Raw genomic sequence first — 18,711 nt, 5'->3', positions numbered from 1 at the left:
CGTAAACATTAACAGTAACCATTACTATTATTGAAGGAGGAAATTAGCAATGGCAGAACTGGTCAATGATGTCAAACTGGGTGTAACCAAGGGCACGGTAGTCGAGGATGCCGTCGAGGCCAATTTCAAAGGGGAAACCATGGAGGTTGGCCTGTATCTGGCCATGGCCCGCCAGGCCATGCGGGAAGGCTATCCCGAGGTGGCCCTGGTCCTGGAAAAAATCGCCTGGGAAGAAGCCGAGCACGCCGCCCACTTTGCCGAACTGAATGGCAAAATTAGCGCCAGCACCAAGGAAAACCTGGAAAAGATGCTGGCCGGCGAGCTGGGAGCCAACAAAGGCAAGCGCGAAGCCGCTGTCAAGGCCAAGGAAAACAATATCGACCATGCCCACGACTTCTTTGACGAGTCCTCCCGGGACGAAGGCCGCCACGCCCTGGCCCTGGAAGGCCTGCTTAATCGCTACTTCAAGTAAATAGGGCTGCATTACTGAAAAGGGCGTACACACTTAAAGCCGGGGAATATTCCCCGGCTTTTTGCCTGGATTTGCCGTCCGGTGCTATCAGGAAGATCCGGCGGGAGGAAAACGTATGCTAGCAATAAGATAGAGGATTGCTGGTATAATCAGCAAGTAAGCAAAGCCCAGGGGTTGGAGGAAGAAAAAAAAGCTTTTCACTTCCAGGTTGTTCCCTGGATGCCGGGCCAGAAAATAGACCAGAGGCAACTGGTAAAAAGCCAGCAGGCGATAGTCTTTTAAATCGAACATGCGCCCGGCCAGGTAAGCGCTGGCCCAGAGAAGAGCTGCGACCGTAGGAAACGCCAGAATAATCCACAGGGAGATAAAAACCAGGCTGGTGCGTTCAATAAAGGTGCCGGCAAACTCGGCCAGCTGGGTGACACTTAACCCCGGAATTAAAGCATACTTAAGGAGCTCAATTCCTAAAACTCCCTGGCAGGTGGTCAGGACAGTGATTACGACGACCATTACCACCAGGTAACCCCGGCTGGCAGCCTGCCAGGCTTCCCGGGGTTGCTGCAAGAATGGCACCAGGATTAGAAACAAGCTCATTTCTTCGGCATTGCTAATGCGCCAGAAGGCCAGGCGCAGGACCGGCCAGGGTCCTCTGGGTAATATTGGTAAGAAATTGTCAAAGCGAAGATGGGGCAGGACCAGTAAAAAAAGGATCATAATCAACGGTAAAGTGACTATGATGATAATAATGCAGGCGCGCGCCAGGGGTTCCAGGCCCCGGCTGGCTAGGTAGGCTGCCGCAATAAGTAAAGATAAAATGATAACTTCGGCCGGCGTACGCGCCAGCAGGGAATTTTTGATTACATCAGTAGTAACCCGCGTAACGTGGGCCGTCAAAGCAAGCCAGTAAAAAAGTAAACCTAAACTCAGGGGCCAGGCCACCCAGCGGCCGGCAATTTGCCGGCTGAAGCCGAAAAAATCCTGCCGGGGAAACTTCATGGCCAGGCGGGTAAGAATGTATATTGCTCCCAGGCTGAAAAAAGTCTCCAGGGGTGAAACCAGCCACATGTCCACCCCCACCTGATCGGCTATGTCCCTGGCGCCGATTAAGGTCCCAACTTCGATCATTGCGGCTACAGTTAAAAAGAAGGCCTCGCTGGTACCAATTCTTTCTTGCGATAGCATTTAGCTCACCATTCCTGTACCCCTGATGCTTACCTTTACCTGTACAGTAACCGGTAGACTGGGGTATATTTGCCGCCACTGCCCTTTCATAGCTTCCCACTGGTGCGGCCTAACTTTTTCCACCTTGCGACCAAAGCCCAGTACATCAGCCTGGTACTGTTGCTGTAACTTGCCCAGTACCTCCCTGATACGCTCCTCCATTAGTCTGGCCGCCCTGTTTTCCACTTGCTGCAGGTCGCCAGCTGCAAACAACCTGGGATTGCCCATTTTTTCAGCTATTTTACCTTCAACCTTTATTTTTATAGTAAAACTTAATTTATCTTCTTCTATTACAGGCTTTACTTGCGCGTGGAGCTTATTAAATTCTACACTTAATGTTTGCTGTAACTCCGGTACCGGTACTACCAGAATGTCGCAACCTTTAGTTTCCCCGGTGATCCAGAGGGCGGCCTGGGTTTCTTGGGGAGTGAGCCACCCCACCAGCCGTCCTTCGCGAATTACACCGGCACCGCTGACTTCTAATTTTTGCCCTGGAACCATCTTTACCCTTGAAAGTAAGATATCTTGGCCGGCGTTCAGGGCGGCCAGCACTTCAGCCAATGAATGCTTGACAAAACGGGAAGTCTTAATGACTTGCTGCATCTGTTCATGTAAAAACATGCTGACACTCCGGGCAAATTTAGGCCGGGCTTCCATTATACCCCCGGCAGGCCCCTCGGCCAGCAGGACATTAATAGCTAGATAGCTTTCCCGGTTGCGGGCCCACCAATCTAATACCGACTTTAAATCACCCCGGCGGGCCAGTTCTTCGCCTATGAGCAGTATTTTTTGGTGGCCAAAGAAAAGGGTCCGTTCCGAACGGGTAGCCGCTTTATTTATGGCCTCGGCAAAGGTAGTCCCCGTCAAAGCCAGACGCCAGGTCGGCATGGTATTCTCATCTTGCCCTTCGCCGCCGCCACCACCGCCCCCACCCCTGGTAACCATGCGGCGCAGGATCGGCATTTCCAGGGTAATTTTCCAAAGTTCCGTCACCGCCAAATCACCACCGGCAGCAGCCAGGTCAACTGCCGCCCCCAGCACCAGGGCCCGGCGTTCCAGGTCTTTGTTATCCCAGCAGCCGGCGGTAAATATTATTAATGATAGAAGGAAAACAGCCCGGTACAGGTTCCTCCGGTTCATCGCTTTTTATTACCTCTACCTATGCGCCTGGCTTCCAAAGGCTTGTGATAAACCGGGCGGAGGCGCTCCCTGAAAAGGGCGGCCCGGTAAATACTATCTTTAAGATCCGCTGCTGTCCAGGGTGCCCAGGGTTTAAGATAAGGCACACCGAAGCTTTTTAAAGAAACCATGTGGGTAAGGATTAGCATTAACCCTAAAATAACACCATAAAGGCCAAAAATTGCCGCCATGATCATTAAAAAGAAACGCAAGATCCGTAAGGAGATAGCGGCGTCATAACTGGGAACGACAAACCCGGCTATAGCTGTCAGCGCCACAACAATTACCATGGCCGAGCTGACAATACCCGCCTGGACCGCCGCCTGGCCCAAAATAAGCGCCCCTACAACACCCAGGGTTTCCCCCAGAGGACCCGGCAGGCGGATACCCGCTTCCCGCAACAGTTCCAGGACGCTTTCCATGATAAAGGCCTCGATAATAGTTGGAAAAGGTAGACCTTCACGACCGGCGCCGATGGAAATGGCCAGGGAGGTAGGGATCATTTCCGGCGTAAAGGATACCATGGCAATGTAGAAGGACGGTAGCAGCAGGGCCAGGAAAGAGCCGACAAAACGCAAGGTGCGAATCAGGACGGCAATAAACCAGCGGTGGTAATGATCTTCCGGGCTATGCATTAAGGAGTTGAAAGTCGCAGGTATAATCAGGGCAAAAGGTGTATTATCGGTTAGAATAACTACCCGCCCTTCCAGAAGGGCGGCGGCAGCTTCATCGGGCCTTTCGGTGTTCTGGATCTGGGCAAAGGGGGAATACCATTTATCCTCGATAAACTGCTCGATATAGGCGCTTTCAAGGATACCATCGATATCGATTACGTTGAGGCGCTGCTCCACTTCAGTGATCAACCCGGGGTTAGCTATACCCTCAATGTACATTAAACCAACTGTCGTCTGGCTGCGCCGGCCTAAAAAATAAGTCTTTAATTTAAGCTGGGGGTCCCGCAGGCGGCGCCGCAAGAGGGCCGTATTGGTCCGCAGGCAATCAGAAAAACCCTCCCGGGAACCCCTGATCAAGGCTTCGGTAGGCGGCTCTTCCACCCCCCGGTGTTCCCACCCACAAACCTCAATAGCCAGGGCCCGTTTGATACCATCCAGGAAAAATAAAGCAAAGCCGCTCAGGATACAGCGTGCCGCTTCCCGGAATTCAAGGATTTCCCGCACATTGGCTACAGTTAAAAGGGAGTCCCTGACCTGGCGGTAGAGTTCATAAGGTGCCCCCGTCAATACTGGCATCGCCTGGGGCCCTTCCAGGAGGATTGACTTCATAATCTGATCATTGACTAGATCATTATTTACCAGCCCGTCGACATAAACAAGAGCCGCCTGATGCCCCATAACCCCGCCAATTCGCATCCGCCTGAAGACAACATCCTGGCAGTCGGCAAAAATGGCTTGTAAAGTTTCTAGATTAACCGCCAAACTATATTGCAACGGCAGTGCTGCCGCTTGCCCTTCATCGACCAGGGGAACGGCCTTATTCCTATGTCCCAGGTAACGCCAGGATTTATTAGCCACCAGGATTTCTCCTCCTTTAAATGCTATCTTTATCTTGCCTGGAAAAACAGTAAAATATAACCTGGAAAGCTCAGCGATACCTGTTTTAGAAAGTTAAAGAAAAGTTATAGCAAACTACCGAGAAGTCATATGGATATTTTCCAGCGTAAAGAAAAAAGCTGCATTGACTTCACCCGGTTTTTGGGTTATAATAAATTTTGCTGCCGGGATGTAGCTCAGCTTGGCTTAGAGCGCACGGTTCGGGACCGTGAGGTCGCTGGTTCGAATCCAGTCATCCCGACCATTGTTTTCGAAAGATAAAAGGCCTATCTCATCAAGAGATGGGCCTTTTATCTTTAGGTCATCACTATTTGAGGCGGCCGACATAGGATATATTGAAACCAATCAAGGAGGGGAAGTTACATGGGCGGCCTCACCCTGGATAGACGTTTTGCTTTCATCCTTTTCCTGATCCTCATCCTGCTGTTCTTTGGTGACAATTAAACAATTAAATTTTAGTCCGGGGCCGGGTCAACCCGGCCCTTTTGTTACACCAGGCCGGGGAAAGCAAGCTGGCGCAGGGCTTCGTAGAGGACCAGGGCGACGGTATTGGCTAGATTAAGGGAGCGAAGCCCCGGGCGCATGGGGATACGCAATACCCTCTCCCCCGCCGACTCCAGGATGGAGGCCGGCAGGCCCCGGGTTTCGGGGCCAAAAACGAGAAAGTCCCCCGGACGATAATTGACATCCGTATAATAACGATGGCCCCTGGTCGACAGGTAGTAACAGGTGGCCTGGGGGTAGGTTTCCAGGAAAGACTGCCAGCTGTTATGTTCATGGATAGTTACTTCATCCCAGTAATCCAGACCGGCGCGTTTCAAGTGCTTCTCATCCAGGCGAAAACCCAGAGGATGGATTAAGTGCAAAACCGTCCCCGTAGCCGCGCAGGTACGGGCAATATTGCCGGTATTCTGGGGGATTTCCGGCTGGTAGAGGACAACGTGCAGCGGCAAGGTAATTTCTTACTCCTTTGAAAATGGTCTTTTATTGGCTTCCAAACTAAAGTAACTCCGTATGATAATCCACCAATTCGATTTCCCCTTGCGCCTCCAAAAAGTCCAGGATCGCGGCCATGACCTGGTCGGCATGGCTGCCGGCGGTGCTGACGCAGGCAATGCCCACCTCGGCCTCCTGGTGGCTGTCGTGACGCCCTACTTCGGCGGCGGCGACGTTAAAGCGGTTGTGCAAACGTGTGAGTAAACTCTTTAATACCCGCCGTTTATCCTTTAAACTCCTTGCCCCGGCAATACGCAAGGTTGCCTGGCTTACCCCAATTACCATCAGGGTTCATCCCCTTCCCCGGGTTCACATTCCGGCCTGCTTCTGTTATATTATAATGGATTATAGCCTTTGGGAAAGGAGGAAATACCGTGGGCCAGAATTTAGCCCAGAAAATAATCAGCCAGCACCTGGTGGCCGGCAGGATGGTGCCGGGGGAGGAAGTCGCCATCCGCATCGACCAGACCCTGACCCAGGATGCCACCGGCACCATGGCCTACCTGCAGCTGGAAGCCATGGGCATCCCCCGGGTGCGGACCAAACTTTCTGTCAGCTATGTCGACCATAATACCCTCCAGACCGGCTTTGAAAACGCCGATGACCACCTTTTCCTGCAGAGCATAGCCGCTAAATACGGCATTATCTTTTCCCGCCCCGGTAACGGCATCTGCCATCAGGTTCACCTGGAGCGCTTTGCCGTCCCGGGGACAACCCTCCTGGGCTCCGACAGCCATACCCCTACCGCCGGCGGGGTGGGCGCCCTGGCTATAGGTGCCGGCGGCCTGGATGTCGCCGTGGCCATGGCCGGGGGACCTTTTTATTTTAACATGCCGGCCGTGATCCGTGTCAATTTACACGGCCGTTTGTCCCCCTGGGTCAGCGCCAAGGATATTATCCTGGAGGTTTTGCGTCGCCTGACGGTCAAAGGCGGGGTAGGTAAAATCATCGAATACGGCGGGGATGGTGTCGCCACCCTTTCCGTACCGGAACGCGCCACCATTACCAATATGGGCGCCGAACTGGGCGCCACCACCTCCATCTTTCCCAGCGACGAGGTTACCCGGTCCTTCCTGGCCGCCCAGGGACGGCCTGATGACTGGGTGGAATTGCTGCCGGATGCCGATGCTACTTACGAGCAGGTCATTGACATCGACCTGGGAAGCCTGGAACCCCTGGTGGCCAGGCCCCACATGCCGGATAACGTGGCCACCGTCCGGGAAGTTGGCCCCATTAAAGTCAGCCAGGTGGCCATAGGCAGCTGCACCAATTCTTCTTATACCGATCTCATGCGCGTGGCGGCCATCCTTAAAGGCAAGCGCGTCCACCCGGATGTCAGCCTGGTCATTGCCCCCGGTTCCCGCCAGGTCTTGCGTATGCTGGCGCAGAACGGCGCCCTGGCCGACCTGGTCACGGCGGGTGCCCGGATCCTTGAGTGCGCCTGCGGCCCCTGTATTGGTATGGGACAGGCCCCTCCTTCGGGCGGCGTTTCGGTGCGTACCTTCAACCGCAACTTCCAGGGTCGCAGCGGTACTGCTGACGCATTAGTCTACCTGGCCAGCCCGGAGGTTGCTGCCGCGACGGCTATCAACGGCTACTTAAGCGATCCCCGGGAACTGGGTGACCCCATCAATATAACTTTACCGGCGAGCTTCCCCGTCGACGACGGCATGTTTATCTTCCCGCCGGAGGATGGTGCGCAGGTGGAGATCCGGCGCGGGCCCAACATCAAACCGCTGCCCTTACCCCAGCCGCCGGACCCGATGATCGAAGCGCCGGTAATCTTAAAGACGGGCGATAATATTACCACTGACCATATTTCACCGGCCGGGGCCAAATACCTGCCCCTGCGTTCCAATATTCCCGCTCTGGCCGAGCACGCTTTCGAAGGGGTGGACCCCACCTTTGCCCGGCGGGCCAGGGAAGCCGGGCGGGGAATTATTCTCGGCGGGCAAAACTACGGCCAGGGTTCCAGCCGCGAGCATGCCGCCCTCTGCCCCATGTACCTGGGCATCAAGGCCGTCATCGCCAAATCCTTTGCCCGGATCCACCGCAGTAACCTGGTGAATTTCGGCATCCTGCCCCTAACCTTTGCCGACCCGGCCGATTATGACCGCATTGAAGCGGGTGATAGGCTGATCATTGATTTGCACGCCGGCCTGGAGCAGGATGAAATCGCCGTTACCAACGTTACCAGGGGCTTTACCTTTAAAGTACGCCACGGCCTTTCCCCCCGCCAGCAGGCAATCATTTTAGCCGGCGGGCTATTAAATTACACCAGGCAACAGGCAGCGAAGTAAATACCCCGGTGACATTTAACGGTTAATGGGGCTAGACCTGGTAGTATTTTACCGGTCTAGCCTTATTCTTTGTATGAAACTGCGCCTCTATTGCCTGCTTCATCTCCTGGAAAATGATAGCGTAAAATTTAACATAAAAAGAGAGACCTAATATTAAAGGTCCCTCTTTCTTTCAGGCCGGCAATTTATTCCCTAAAAGCTTTACCCGTGGATCAGTACCGGCAGGCAGCGGGTGCAAACCCATGTGCTTTCGCCGTGGTGGCGGGCAAAGAGAAGGACAGCCCTGGTTTCATCGACACCGCAACGCAGGCAACGGGGAGCCGTACCCTCTGCCCTTTTGGCAGCCAGATTCTCTTCGGCCGCAATGGGATCAAAGGCCGGCGCCTCTCGCTCCTCAATAGTCAGGGCCCCGGTGGGACATACGTTCAGGCAAACGCCGGCACCATCACACAGTTCCTCCCGCAGAACCCTGGCCTTACCGTCAATAATCTCAATGGCTCCCTCGGCGCAGGGCGATACGCACAGGCCGCAGCCGGTGCATTTCTCTTCGTCTATACGGACAATCTTGCGTTTCATAAGATCACCTTCTTGGAAGACTTAGATTTTTATCAAGCTGCTTTGCTTACCTATATTTTATCTCCTTTAAGCAAAGCTCATTGTGATGCCTTACCCAGGCTCTTGTGATCCGCATCACTACAGTAACTACTAACCACACACTGCCGGCACTCGGGACGCCTGGCCCTGCAGACCGCCCGGCCGTGGTGGATTAGCAAGTGGTGGGCTTCACCGCGGGTACCGGGGGGCAGAATAGCCATAAGCTGCTTTTCTGTTTCCAGGACATTACCGGCACGTGCCAGACCCAGGCGGTTGGCCACCCGGAAAACATGGGTGTCGACGGCGATGACATCCCGGCCATAGGCGTTGCTCAGGACCACATTGGCCACCTTCCGCCCTACCCCGGGGAGGCGCAGGAGGTCCTCAAGTTTATCCGGAACCCGGCCGCCATACTCCCTGACCAGGGTCCGGCAGGCAGCCACCAGGTGGGCGGCCTTCATCCGGTACAGGCCCAGGCTTTTAATACAGGCAGCAACCTCTTCCGGGTCTGCCGCCGCCAGGGCCGCCGGGGTGGGATAACGCCGGAAAAGCTCCGCTGTCACCTTGTTTACCTGGTCATCGGTGGTTTGGGCCGAGAGAATGGCCGCCACCAGGAGTTCAAAGGGATTTCTGTATTTAAGGCGCGACCGCGCCCCCGGGTAAGCGGCTCGTAAAGCCTTGAGAATTGCTTCTACTCTACCCTTTTGCATAACCACTTACTCCTTGATAAAAAATAGTTACAAACGAAAGGAGGAAGCTGCCATGCTCAGCGCGGAAGTAAGCCTTTACCCGCAAAAGACAGCCCGGGCCAGTGAGATTATCAACGACTCCCTCCAGTCCCTGGCCCAGCAGGGCGTTAGCTACAATGTCGGCCCCATCAGTACCGAAATCCACGGTAAGGAAGAACAGGTCTGGGCCGGTATCCGTTCCCTTTTCGACCGGGCCAGTTCGGCAGGCGAGGTCAGCATGGTCGTTACCCTTTCCAATGCGGCCCGTAAAGGCTGAACTCCCTTTCCGGAATCAAAAAGCCGGTGTATATCATATACAGCCGGCTTTTTGATATGCTCAGCAGGGTCATTGCTATTTACTGACAGGCCCGGCCTCCAGGATGCCGGTCGGTACGTCCTTGAATTTGGCAAAATTCTCTTTAAAGAGGCCGGCCAGCTTGCGGGCCATGGCATCATATTTTTCCGGTTCCGCCCAGGTGTTGCGGGGATTGAGGATTTCCGCCGGAACTCCGGGGCAGGCTTTAGGTACAAGGAAGCCGAAGACCGGGTCGGGGGTAAATTCCACCTCATCCAGTTCGCCGTTTAAAGCCGCCCGGACCATGGCGCGGGTATGGGGCAGGCTCATGCGCCGGCCGGTGCCGTAGGGTCCCCCTGTCCAGCCGGTATTGACCAGGTAAACGCTGGCGTTGTGCTTGGCTATCCTTTCCCCCAGGAGGTTGGCGTAAACCATGGGCGACCGGGGCAGGAAGGGCGCCCCGAAACAGGTGGAAAAGGTGGCCTGGGGGTCGGTGATACCCCGCTCGGTGCCGGCCAGCTTGCTGGTATAACCGGACAGGAAATGGTACATGGCCTGTTCCCGGGTCAGTTTGGCTATGGGCGGCATAACGCCAAAGGCGTCAGCGGTGAGGAAAACTATCGACCGGGGATGGCCGCCCACCCCTGGGATTACGGCGTTGGGGATGAAATCTACCGGATAGGCAGCGCGGGTGTTTTCCGTCAGGGCATCGCTGTCGTAATCAATGGTCCGGCACTCGGGGTCTACAACAACATTCTCCAGGACGCTGCCGAAACGGATAGCGTTCCAGATCTGGGGTTCATGCTCGGCGGAGAGCTTGATGCACTTGGCGTAGCAACCGCCTTCAAAGTTAAAAATCCCTTTATCCGACCAGCCATGCTCATCGTCGCCAATGAGGTAGCGTTCCGGATCGGCCGACAGGGTAGTCTTGCCGGTGCCGGAAAGGCCGAAAAACAGGGCCGTATCGCCTGCCGGCCCCATGTTGGCCGAGCAGTGCATGGGACAAACTCCTTGCTCCGGCAGCAAATAGTTCATAACGGTAAAGATGGATTTTTTCATCTCACCGGCATAGGAGGTACCGCCGATGATTATCACACGACGGTCAAAATTGAGGACAATAAAGGCCTCGGAGCGGGTGCCGTCAAGTTCCGGGATGGCCTTAAAGCCCGGGGCACAGATAACGGTAAACTGGGGTTCATGCCCGGTGAGTTCATCCGCCGCCGGCCGGATAAAAAGCTGGTGGACGAACAAGTTCTGCCAGGCATACTGGTTGACGATCCTGATGGGCATGCGGTAGGCAGGATCAGCCCCGACAAAGCCGTCAAAAACAAAGAGTTCCTTTCCCTGGAGGTAGGCCGTCAGGCGACTGTAAAGGCGCTCAAAGGTCGCTTCGCTCACAGGCTGGTTGACGCCACCCCAGCTGATGCTGTCGTGAACGGCGGGTGTGTCCACGATAAACCTGTCGTTAGGGGAACGGCCGGTATACTTGCCTGTATTCACGCTTAATGCCCCGCTGGGAGCCAGGATGCCCTCTCCCCGCGCCAGGGCTATTTCAACCAGCCGGGCCACCGGCAGGTTGCGGTAAACAGTACCGGGATTAATGAGGCCTAATCGCTCTAAACCATAAGTACTGCCCATAAACTCTCCCTTCCTTCTCCCTCTATAATCTTTAGCAATATACCACAGGGGCTGAAGGAAGGTCAACAGAATCAATGCATGTATACTGTACACCTTTAACGCGAATCCGGGGCACTGCTGTTGCCCCTGCTATGGTCGCAATATTTTTACCGATAAGCCGCCCTGCCGGCCGCCAGGACGCCGTTGCCGGCGACAAAGTAGGCCAGGCGCAGGGCTTCCCGGATCTCCTCTTCGCTGGCGCCGAGCTCCCGGGCCTGTTTAGCCAGGACGGCTACCCCTTCGCCGGCGCCGTGGGCGGCGTCCAGGGCCAGGGTGATGAGGGTCTTGGTCTTGGCGTCCAGGGCGCCGGGGGCCATGGCCGTTTCCGCTACAGCTTTAACAGCCCGGTAAAACTCCGGATCCCGCTCCGATAGGGCTTCAATAAAGGGTGGTAAGGGCATCTTGTATCACCTTCCTCTATTAAGATGCGGGGTGTAGGAGGGATGGCAACTTGGTAGGAACGGGTCAAGTCCGTCATCGATTAACACCTCCCTGTTCCCCTCGTTTTTATGTTCTCCCTGCGGGTACAAAATCCTGCCAAGGTATAAAAATGCCGTACCGGCCTTTTTATATCTGATAAGTAAGTAAGTAACTAGTTGAAATCTCACAGCTATGAAGGGCTTACATATAAGCACTCTTTTATACCTTTACACCCCCAGCCAGATAAGTTTTTAGGGCCAGGAGCAGAATGCCGGCCTCGGCGGCGTGGTAGGGCCAGGGGTGACCCCGGGCGATAATATTCTCCTCCAGCCCTTCCACATACTGGCGCACCCGCCAGCGGTCTTCCATGAGGGCGGCGGTATAGACTACCAGCGTGGTGATAAAATTCTCCGGCGCCGTCTGCCGGTACCAATGGGGATAATTCCGCAGGAAATTGGCGTACAGGCGCCTGGCAGCCTCTTCCCGGGGCGTGAGGACGCCGGTTATAATGGGAAAGAGCTGCGCCAGGGCATCCGGATACCACTTTTTCCAGTTGGGCCGCCGGCGCAGGCCGGCGCGGTAAATAGCCGGGCAGTAGCCGCCATCGAGAAGCATCTTAGCCTGGATGGCATCTTTTACTCTTGCGGCCAGGGCTGCATATCTACCGGCTTCTTGGGCGTACTTACTGACCTTTTTCTCCCCCTCCGCCTCCAGGTGTCCGTTTGGCATCCGTGCTTCTCCGGCGTACCCCCTTACGCGCGCCAGCAGCCAGGCGTAATCTTTTAACCCCTGATAGACCTCACAGTTGTCCATCAGGTATTTAACCTTCCAATCCGGCCGCGCCAGAGTAAGGTTATCCTTTTGCAAGGTTGCCAGCATCGCCCCGGCTACCAGTTCAAGCTCCGGCAGGTGGTGCGCGACCCACTCCCTGTCGCCGCTGGCTTCACAATAGCACCGCACCAGGGTGAGAAAGGTAGCGGCGTAAGAGTCGGAGGAATCGTAGCTGTAAGCAGGCACTTCCGTACTGGCCGCGTCCCCTACCCCCTCCCCTATACTTTTTCGTTCTAAATAATAGTCGTAAACTGTACCCGTCACGCCATAGCGATCTGGCCTTTCCATGTGGGCCAGGTACCAGTCCAGGTAGGCTCGCACCCGCGGTAGACTCAAGCCCCAGGCCGCCAGGCCGTAGAGGGCCAGGTTGGCAAAATAGGGGACAATCTTCGGCCGGCCAGGATAAGCAGTAACCACTGCCCCGCTGGGAAGTTGCTGGGCGAGGATCCAGCCGACCTCCTGGCGGATAACAGCTTCCATAAAAACACCCCCACTATATGTTATGGCGGGGGTGGCGCTTATTACATTGAAGACAACCCTAAATTCTGGATAATGGCTTCAACTTCATCCCAGAACTCTGTCAAGCTCACTTCCCTGGCCCCTTTTTATATACCTGGTAACCCCGCTCCATAATGATTAGTTTGCTAATTGCGCGTGTTCTAGCAATAGTCTCCGCTTCCTGAAGCAAAGCCATCCAATTATTCATGTTTACTCAGCCTAGCCAGTTCACTACGTAGTTCCCCTAACCTCGTTTCAGCCAGTTCCCAGTCAAAATAATCCTGCTCAACTTCCCAATCTCCTTGTGGTAATGATTGTCGGAAGGTCATAAAATCGGTACCATATTTTTTTTTGGAAAGTAGTGCTTATTACTTCATATTTACGGATATCACTCAGTACTTTTTGCCGGAGCAATTTCCGTAAACTTTCATTAGGTTCTTGGGCTGGCTCTAAACGAATTAAGGTCTCAAGTAACTCTTTGCTAACAGACATTCCGGGGTGCCCCTTTTCTCTGAAACTATTCTAACATCAATTCCATATACTGTCAAAGCCCGGTTTATTTCTACATTACTGACGTAAATCCCCGCCCGGCATGAGTACCGGGTGTAACCTTTGAACCCAACATCTTTATTTCGCTCTTTTCTTATTGATCCTTGCCCGGCGGTAAAAGTTCTTTAGCGTATAATGCTGATTTATCCTGGCCCGTCCTGGCGGGAAAACTGGTTGCCTACTAACAGGTCCTACAGTAAAGCTAACCTGTGAAATTTTACTCTGGATTATGTGCGCAACATCACTGCTTTCCCTAGAGGGAAGCCTACAATTATAGATAAAAATACAGGGCGGCCGCAAGGCCGCCGGGGAGGCTTAAAAACCATGGAGATTATCCGCATTAATGAACGGCCGCAGCAGGTAACCCCCAGGGGTGTCAAGGCGCGGGCCGTATTGGACGTGCCCTACATCAATATCATGAACCTGACCCTGGCGCCGGGTGACGAAGTGCCGTCCCACACCACCCCGGTAGACGTTCTCTTCCATATCATTGAAGGCGAGGGTTCGGTGACTGTCGGCCCGGAAACGGCTAAAGTCAACGCCGGGGAGATAGTAGTCAGCCCGGCTGGTATCCCCCACGCCCTGGCCGCCAATGCCGGCACCCATTTCAGCGTCCTGGTCATTAAGACACCCAACCCGAAAAATTTGGCTAAAAGCGGCTAGTTTCAACTGGCCGCCCCGCGGCCGGGAACAATACCCTCCCGGCGCAGCAGGAACAGGCACCGGCCTAAAGCTTTTGTCCCCGGCGAAATAAAGGGAGTAGACGCGAAGGGAGAAGACGCGGAAAAACCCGCGCATCTTCTCCCCTTTTTTGCGTAGCCTCAGAAAAAGGCCCCAGGAAGCGGTTGATGCTGTCCACCAGCTGGCGCATGCCCTCCCTGACCTACCTCCTCTTTCTTAGGCCCGGAAGCTATGCGCCAACTGCACGGAGAGCGGACTATGGTACTTTTTTTATTTTTGCGTTAAACGGTTCGAAGTACATACTTACTGTATTCGAGTACATTCTCCACAGTGCCTCAAAACTGTTAAGCTTGGGTGACAGCAGGTACAGGGTGTTGTTTTTTCCTGACAAACAGGTCTCCCAGATCATCAAACAGGGAGTAGATGACGGGAACTACGACCATGGTCAGGAGGGTTGCCGCTAAAATACCACCTATGACGGTGGTGGCCAGAGGTGAAAAACGTTCCGACCCCAGGGCCCATTCCAGGGCTAGGGGCAGCATCCCGACAACGTCAGACAGGGCGGTCATCATAATGGGGCGAAAGCGGGTTTTAACGGACTGGATAACAGCCGTCTCCCGGTCAGCCCCTTGTTCACGGGCACGCAGGATGTAGTCCACCAGGAGAATGGCATTGTTAACTACCGTACCCGCAAGTAAGATAAAGCCAAACATGACCGGCAGGGAAACAGGTTTGCCGCTGTACAGCAGTGCCAGGGCGACCCCGATAACAATAAAAGGGATGGAAATCATGATCGTCAGCGGGTGCAGGAAGGACCTGAACTGGGCCACCAGCAGCAGGTACACCGCCACCACGGCCAGCAGCAGGGCGAAGCGCAGGTCTGCACCGGATGCCTGCAGATCGGCCTGTTCACCGGTTATCGCCACTTCATAACCGTCCGGCACCTTTATGTTTTTTAAAACGCGTTCAATGTCGCCGATGACATGACTAAAGGGCCTGCCGTAGGTAAATCCCAGGACATCGACGGTCTGGTTGAGATTTTCCCGGGTGACTACATTTGCTCCCCGGGTTAAATTTATACTGGCTACATCCCTTAAGGGCACCTGTACCCCTGCCGGCGTGGTCAGGCGGAGATTCAAAAGTTCTTCCAGGGAATCACGATTTTCCTGGGCATAACGCACCTGAATGTCCGTGTCTTTCTGATTGGGCATTTTTAAAGTCGAGGCCCGGGTTCCTTCAATGCTCGCAAATACCTGCCGGGATACCATCTGCGGTGTCAGGCCCAGTTCTGCCGCCCGTTTAGCATCAATTTTTAAGTCAATTTCCGGAGTGTTCAAGGTCCAGCTCCGATAAATATTGACAGCCCCGGGTACCTGTTGCAGGGCAGTGGCAATCTCCTCCGCCAGGTGATTTAAAACCTCAGGGTCCTTACCCGTTATGCGGACATCAATTGGTGCCCTGGTGGTTGATATCGCCGTACCACCGCTTTCTTTGACGACAAATGTCTGCACTCCTGGCAGCCGGGCGATTTTGGCCCGCAACCTTTCTTCAATAGTCCAGATGTCTTCCGTGCGCTCTTTCCTGCTGGTCAGGGTGACCGTTATGTAAGCCCGGGTAACACCCTGGGCGCCGCTGTCGCCCAGGTAATGGGTCCCTACCTCATAGCCAATACTACTATGATATGTAACAACGCTAGGCTCTGCTGCCAGAAACTCTTCTACCTGCCTTACAATAGCACTGGTCCCTGCTAATGAAGTCCCAGGTGAGGTTTCCAAGGTGATAAAGAAGGAGCCGGCGTCCAGTTTTGGCAAAACCTCCATACCGATCAGTGCCAGGATCCGGATGCCTATAATTAGCAGGGCAATGGCCACCCCCAGGGTTAACCAGCGAAACCCCAGCGCGCGCCGTAATATGGCAAGATAAATATCCCGGGTCGCATCCATCAAGCGGACAAAGGGCCAGGCTAAAAAACCGAGGAATTTTTCAAGCCAGGTAAACCGTAATCCTTGCAACAGCACTGTAAATAAGGGAATCATGGTCACAGCTACAATAAATGACGAACCCAGGGCCAGGATCAGGGTCAAAGCCATTGGACCAAAAACCCGCCCCACAAAACCAGGGATAAACAGGAGGGGGACCATGACGATGAGAGTTGTAGTAGTACCGGCCAGTACCCCGAGAAATATTTCACCGGTCCCATCAATGGCCGCCGCCAGGGCATCTTTGCCTAGCTCCACCCGGTGCCTGGTGATATTCTCCACTACCACGATAGCATTATCTACTACCATGCCGATGGCCAGGATCAATGAAGAAAGGGTAATCAGGTTCAGATCCAGCCCGGTCACCTTCATCAAAGCGAAAGTCATTAAAAACGAGAGGGGCATGGAAAGGGCCACGATCAGGCTCTCTTTCAGGCTGACAATAAAGAACCAGATAATTAAAGTTGTAAACAGAAGGGCAGTACCGATACTGCTGCTCATATTGTCGACAACCGAACGGGTAAAAGAAGCATCTTCACTGGCTATCACGAAATCCAAAAAGGGATATTTCTGTTGTAACTCCGCTACTTTTTCCTTGACCCCGTCTACTACAGCCACAGTATTGGCGTCCTTTTTCTTGATAACCTGGAGGGATAGAGCCGGCTTGCCTTCAAAGCGAAACTCACTGCGATTTTCGGCCTGGCCGTCCTCCACCCGGGCAATATCTTTCAGGTAAATAAGGTTGCCATTGCGGTTTTCTATAACGGTACGGCCAATATCGGCGGCCCCTTCAAACTCATTGACAATGCGGATTAGATATTCTTTCTCCTTTTGGATAATGTGGCCGCCGGGAGCAGCTATATTCTGGGTACCGAGAGCGGTAATCACTTTTTCCAGAGGTATCTGTAAGGCCTCGAGCCTGCTGCGGTCCAGAAAAACGTTGATCTGGCGCTTATAACCGCCAAAGATATCAACGGCAGCCACCCCGTCGACCATCTGGATTTCATTTTTAATATCGTTTTCCAGCAGGGTGCGTACGGCGGTCATAGGGACTCTGGTACTGCTGACGCTGTAGGTGACAACAGGTTTATCCGACGAGCTGAACTTCATCACCTGGGGTTCCTGAATCTCGCCCGGTAAACTCCTCTTAATACGGTTAATTGCATTTTGCACATCAACGGCCGCTACATCGACATCCTTGCCGTACTGAAATTCGACCTGGACTATGGAAAGACCGTCCTGGGAGGTAGAAGATATTTTCTTTACGCCTTCCAGGGTGGCCATCTCTTCTTCCAGCGGTTTACTCACATTTCTGGCAACATCTTCGGCGGCTACACCTGGATAAGCGGTAACTACATTTACCAGCGGCGGCGCCGTTTCCGGGAATAGTTCTATTTTCAGTGAGTTCCTGGCGAAGATACCAAAAATTATTACAGCAATAACCAGGGCAAAAATGGTGTACCGGTGCTTAAGTATGTAGGCTGCCCAGTTCATTGCTCCTGCCCCCTGTCGTAGAGGTAAACGGTACGGCCATCATATAATTCCGTTAAATTAGTGATCGCTACCACTGTATTTTTGTCCACGCCGCCAAGGGCTTCTACATAGTCATTATTGACGATCCCTTTCTTAATTTCCCGGCGCTGTGCCTTACCGTCAGCGACGACGAAGATATAGGTTTTATCACCATCCTCAATTACGGCCTGGCGGGGAACCAGGATGGCATCCTTTTTTTCTTTAAGGATAAAGATTGCGTCCATACTATTACCTGGCCTCAGGTCCTTGCCAACTTCCCCTGGTAAAGGGATTTCCACTACAGTAGTCCGGGAGACCGGATCGGTAGCCGGATGGATTTTGCTTATTTGGGAAATAATTGGTTTCACCGAGCCAGTACGCATCTGCAACATGACTTTGGTGCCTACCTGGACTTTGGGCAGGTCTACTTCCGCCAGTTTGACTTCTACTTTAAGCCGCTTGACGTCGGCAATGGTTACCAGCGGTTTGCCTGGAACAGCAAGATCACCCGCATAGGCTGCTACATCTGTAACAACTCCATCTACCGGTGTGCTCAGGGTTACGTTACGTAAATTAGTCAAAGATTCTTCCAGCATAGCCTCGGCCACTTTGAGATTACCTTCTGCTTGTTCCAGGGCATACCTGGTATCTTCATATTGTTTAGCTGGTATAGCACCCTGTTCATAAAGAGATTTATTCCTGGCCACTTCTTTCTGCCAGTAGGTCACGTTCTCCTGGGCGTTGGCTACCTTTTGCTTTAAGGTATTGGTGCTGGCTACCAGCTCTTTATCGTCGAGGATCACCAGGGGCGTACCCGCCCGGACAAAGTCTCCTTCCCGGGCTTCCTGCCTGAGGATTGTAGCCGTTATCCTGGCAGCCAAAAACACCTCATGGTCAGAACGTACTGTTCCCACATAGGTGATGGTTTCCTGGATTGGTCCGGAAGTCACGCGGGCCGTTTTTACCGGCAGCCCTGCCGCCTCGGTCACGGGTGGTGAGCTGCGCAAGGCTGTCACCCGGTTATAGGTCAACCTGCCGCCGGTATAGATCACCAGGCCAATAAGTAAAAATGTCACTCCCTTCCTGAGCAGGCCGGTCAACTTTAATTTGCTCTCCATAATATCGCGTTGCCCCCTTTACAATTAGAATGTACTTGACATTATTAACCTGGAACATGCATCTACACTTACTTAGCGCACCCTTTCACG

General features: G+C 53.8%; 16 protein-coding genes and 1 tRNA gene. 5 read left to right on the top strand and 12 right to left on the bottom strand.

All coding sequences use genetic code 11. The features are described 5' to 3' along the window. Nucleotides 1-49: 49 nt before the first annotated feature. Entirely contained in the window at nt 50-472 is a 423-nt protein-coding gene (locus FLZ89_RS09785) for a ferritin-like domain-containing protein (RefSeq protein ID WP_141262716.1), read from the top strand. Nucleotides 473-559: 87 nt separating this feature from the next. Here FLZ89_RS09785 and FLZ89_RS09780 read toward each other — a convergent pair whose 3' ends face one another. The 3 genes from FLZ89_RS09780 to FLZ89_RS09770 are packed head-to-tail and all read right to left on the bottom strand — an operon-like array spanning nt 560 to nt 4,404. Next, nucleotides 560-1,654, bottom strand: coding sequence for a GerAB/ArcD/ProY family transporter (locus FLZ89_RS09780; RefSeq protein ID WP_141262717.1), 1,095 nt, complete (start codon nt 1,652-1,654; stop codon nt 560-562). Next, on the bottom strand, nt 1,655-2,833 hold the full coding sequence (locus FLZ89_RS09775) for a Ger(x)C family spore germination protein (protein WP_141304894.1): 1,179 nt from the start codon (nt 2,831-2,833) through the stop codon (nt 1,655-1,657). Next, nucleotides 2,830-4,404 (bottom strand): spore germination protein, encoded by a 1,575-nt coding sequence (locus tag FLZ89_RS09770; RefSeq protein WP_253256452.1) that lies wholly within the window; start codon nt 4,402-4,404, stop codon nt 2,830-2,832. The genes FLZ89_RS09775 and FLZ89_RS09770 overlap by 4 nt, the downstream gene beginning before the upstream one ends. A gap of 204 nt (nt 4,405-4,608) precedes the next feature. On the opposite strand from FLZ89_RS09770, the gene FLZ89_RS09765 reads away from it, so the two are divergent. Continuing rightward, nucleotides 4,609-4,687: transfer RNA gene (locus tag FLZ89_RS09765), tRNA-Pro, on the top strand. A 244-nt stretch (nt 4,688-4,931) separates the two neighbouring features. On the opposite strand, the gene trmL is transcribed toward FLZ89_RS09765, so the two are convergent. After that, nucleotides 4,932-5,396 carry a tRNA (uridine(34)/cytosine(34)/5-carboxymethylaminomethyluridine(34)-2'-O)-methyltransferase TrmL gene (gene trmL, locus FLZ89_RS09760; RefSeq protein WP_141304892.1) on the bottom strand — a complete coding sequence of 155 codons (465 nt, stop codon included), beginning with the start codon at nt 5,394-5,396 and terminating at the stop codon, nt 4,932-4,934. A 46-nt stretch (nt 5,397-5,442) separates the two neighbouring features. Then, complete coding sequence (locus tag FLZ89_RS09755) at nt 5,443-5,724, bottom strand: DUF503 domain-containing protein (protein WP_141304891.1); 282 nt, start codon at nt 5,722-5,724, stop codon at nt 5,443-5,445. 89 nt (nt 5,725-5,813) lie between these two features. Here FLZ89_RS09755 and FLZ89_RS09750 point away from each other — a divergent pair, with 89 nt between their 5' ends. Further along, nucleotides 5,814-7,739, top strand: coding sequence for an aconitate hydratase (locus tag FLZ89_RS09750; RefSeq protein WP_141304890.1), 1,926 nt, complete (start codon nt 5,814-5,816; stop codon nt 7,737-7,739). 201 nt (nt 7,740-7,940) lie between these two features. On the opposite strand, the gene FLZ89_RS09745 is transcribed toward FLZ89_RS09750, so the two are convergent. Further along, nucleotides 7,941-8,315 (bottom strand): ATP-binding protein, encoded by a 375-nt coding sequence (locus tag FLZ89_RS09745; protein WP_141304889.1) that lies wholly within the window; start codon nt 8,313-8,315, stop codon nt 7,941-7,943. A 77-nt stretch (nt 8,316-8,392) separates the two neighbouring features. Further along, entirely contained in the window at nt 8,393-9,043 is a 651-nt protein-coding gene (nth, locus tag FLZ89_RS09740) for an endonuclease III (RefSeq protein ID WP_141262723.1), read from the bottom strand. 52 nt (nt 9,044-9,095) lie between these two features. Between nth and FLZ89_RS09735 the strand changes: the two genes are divergently transcribed. Continuing rightward, the gene (locus tag FLZ89_RS09735; RefSeq protein WP_141262724.1) at nt 9,096-9,338 is read left to right on the top strand and encodes a YkoF family thiamine/hydroxymethylpyrimidine-binding protein; all 243 of its coding nucleotides are present in this window, start codon (nt 9,096-9,098) and stop codon (nt 9,336-9,338) included. Between the two features lie 75 nt (nt 9,339-9,413). Here FLZ89_RS09735 and pckA read toward each other — a convergent pair whose 3' ends face one another. The 3 genes from pckA to FLZ89_RS09720 all read right to left on the bottom strand — a co-directional run bounded on the left by pckA (nt 9,414) and on the right by FLZ89_RS09720 (nt 12,764). After that, a complete protein-coding gene (gene pckA, locus FLZ89_RS09730) occupies nt 9,414-10,994 on the bottom strand; it encodes a phosphoenolpyruvate carboxykinase (ATP) (RefSeq protein WP_141304888.1) in 1,581 nt (526 codons plus the stop codon). A 146-nt stretch (nt 10,995-11,140) separates the two neighbouring features. Further along, a complete protein-coding gene (locus FLZ89_RS09725; RefSeq protein ID WP_141262726.1) occupies nt 11,141-11,434 on the bottom strand; it encodes a carboxymuconolactone decarboxylase family protein in 294 nt (97 codons plus the stop codon). 238 nt (nt 11,435-11,672) lie between these two features. Then, nucleotides 11,673-12,764 carry a hypothetical protein gene (locus FLZ89_RS09720; RefSeq protein ID WP_141304887.1) on the bottom strand — a complete coding sequence of 364 codons (1,092 nt, stop codon included), beginning with the start codon at nt 12,762-12,764 and terminating at the stop codon, nt 11,673-11,675. Nucleotides 12,765-13,655: 891 nt separating this feature from the next. Between FLZ89_RS09720 and FLZ89_RS09715 the strand changes: the two genes are divergently transcribed. After that, on the top strand, nt 13,656-13,994 hold the full coding sequence (locus tag FLZ89_RS09715; protein ID WP_141304886.1) for a cupin domain-containing protein: 339 nt from the start codon (nt 13,656-13,658) through the stop codon (nt 13,992-13,994). 362 nt (nt 13,995-14,356) lie between these two features. On the opposite strand, the gene FLZ89_RS09710 is transcribed toward FLZ89_RS09715, so the two are convergent. Both FLZ89_RS09710 and FLZ89_RS09705 read right to left on the bottom strand, forming a co-directional pair. Beyond that, nucleotides 14,357-17,485 (bottom strand): efflux RND transporter permease subunit, encoded by a 3,129-nt coding sequence (locus FLZ89_RS09710; protein ID WP_141304885.1) that lies wholly within the window; start codon nt 17,483-17,485, stop codon nt 14,357-14,359. Beyond that, a complete protein-coding gene (locus FLZ89_RS09705; protein WP_141304884.1) occupies nt 17,482-18,621 on the bottom strand; it encodes an efflux RND transporter periplasmic adaptor subunit in 1,140 nt (379 codons plus the stop codon). Before FLZ89_RS09705 ends, FLZ89_RS09710 begins: the two co-directional genes overlap by 4 nt. Nucleotides 18,622-18,711: the final 90 nt, after the last annotated feature.

This window comes from Moorella sp. E306M (assembly GCF_006538385.1).
Taxonomy (GTDB): Bacteria; Bacillota; DSM-521; order Neomoorellales; family Neomoorellaceae; genus Neomoorella.
Note: the sequence above shows the minus strand (reverse complement) of the source record. Positions and strands in the feature narration are given on the sequence as shown.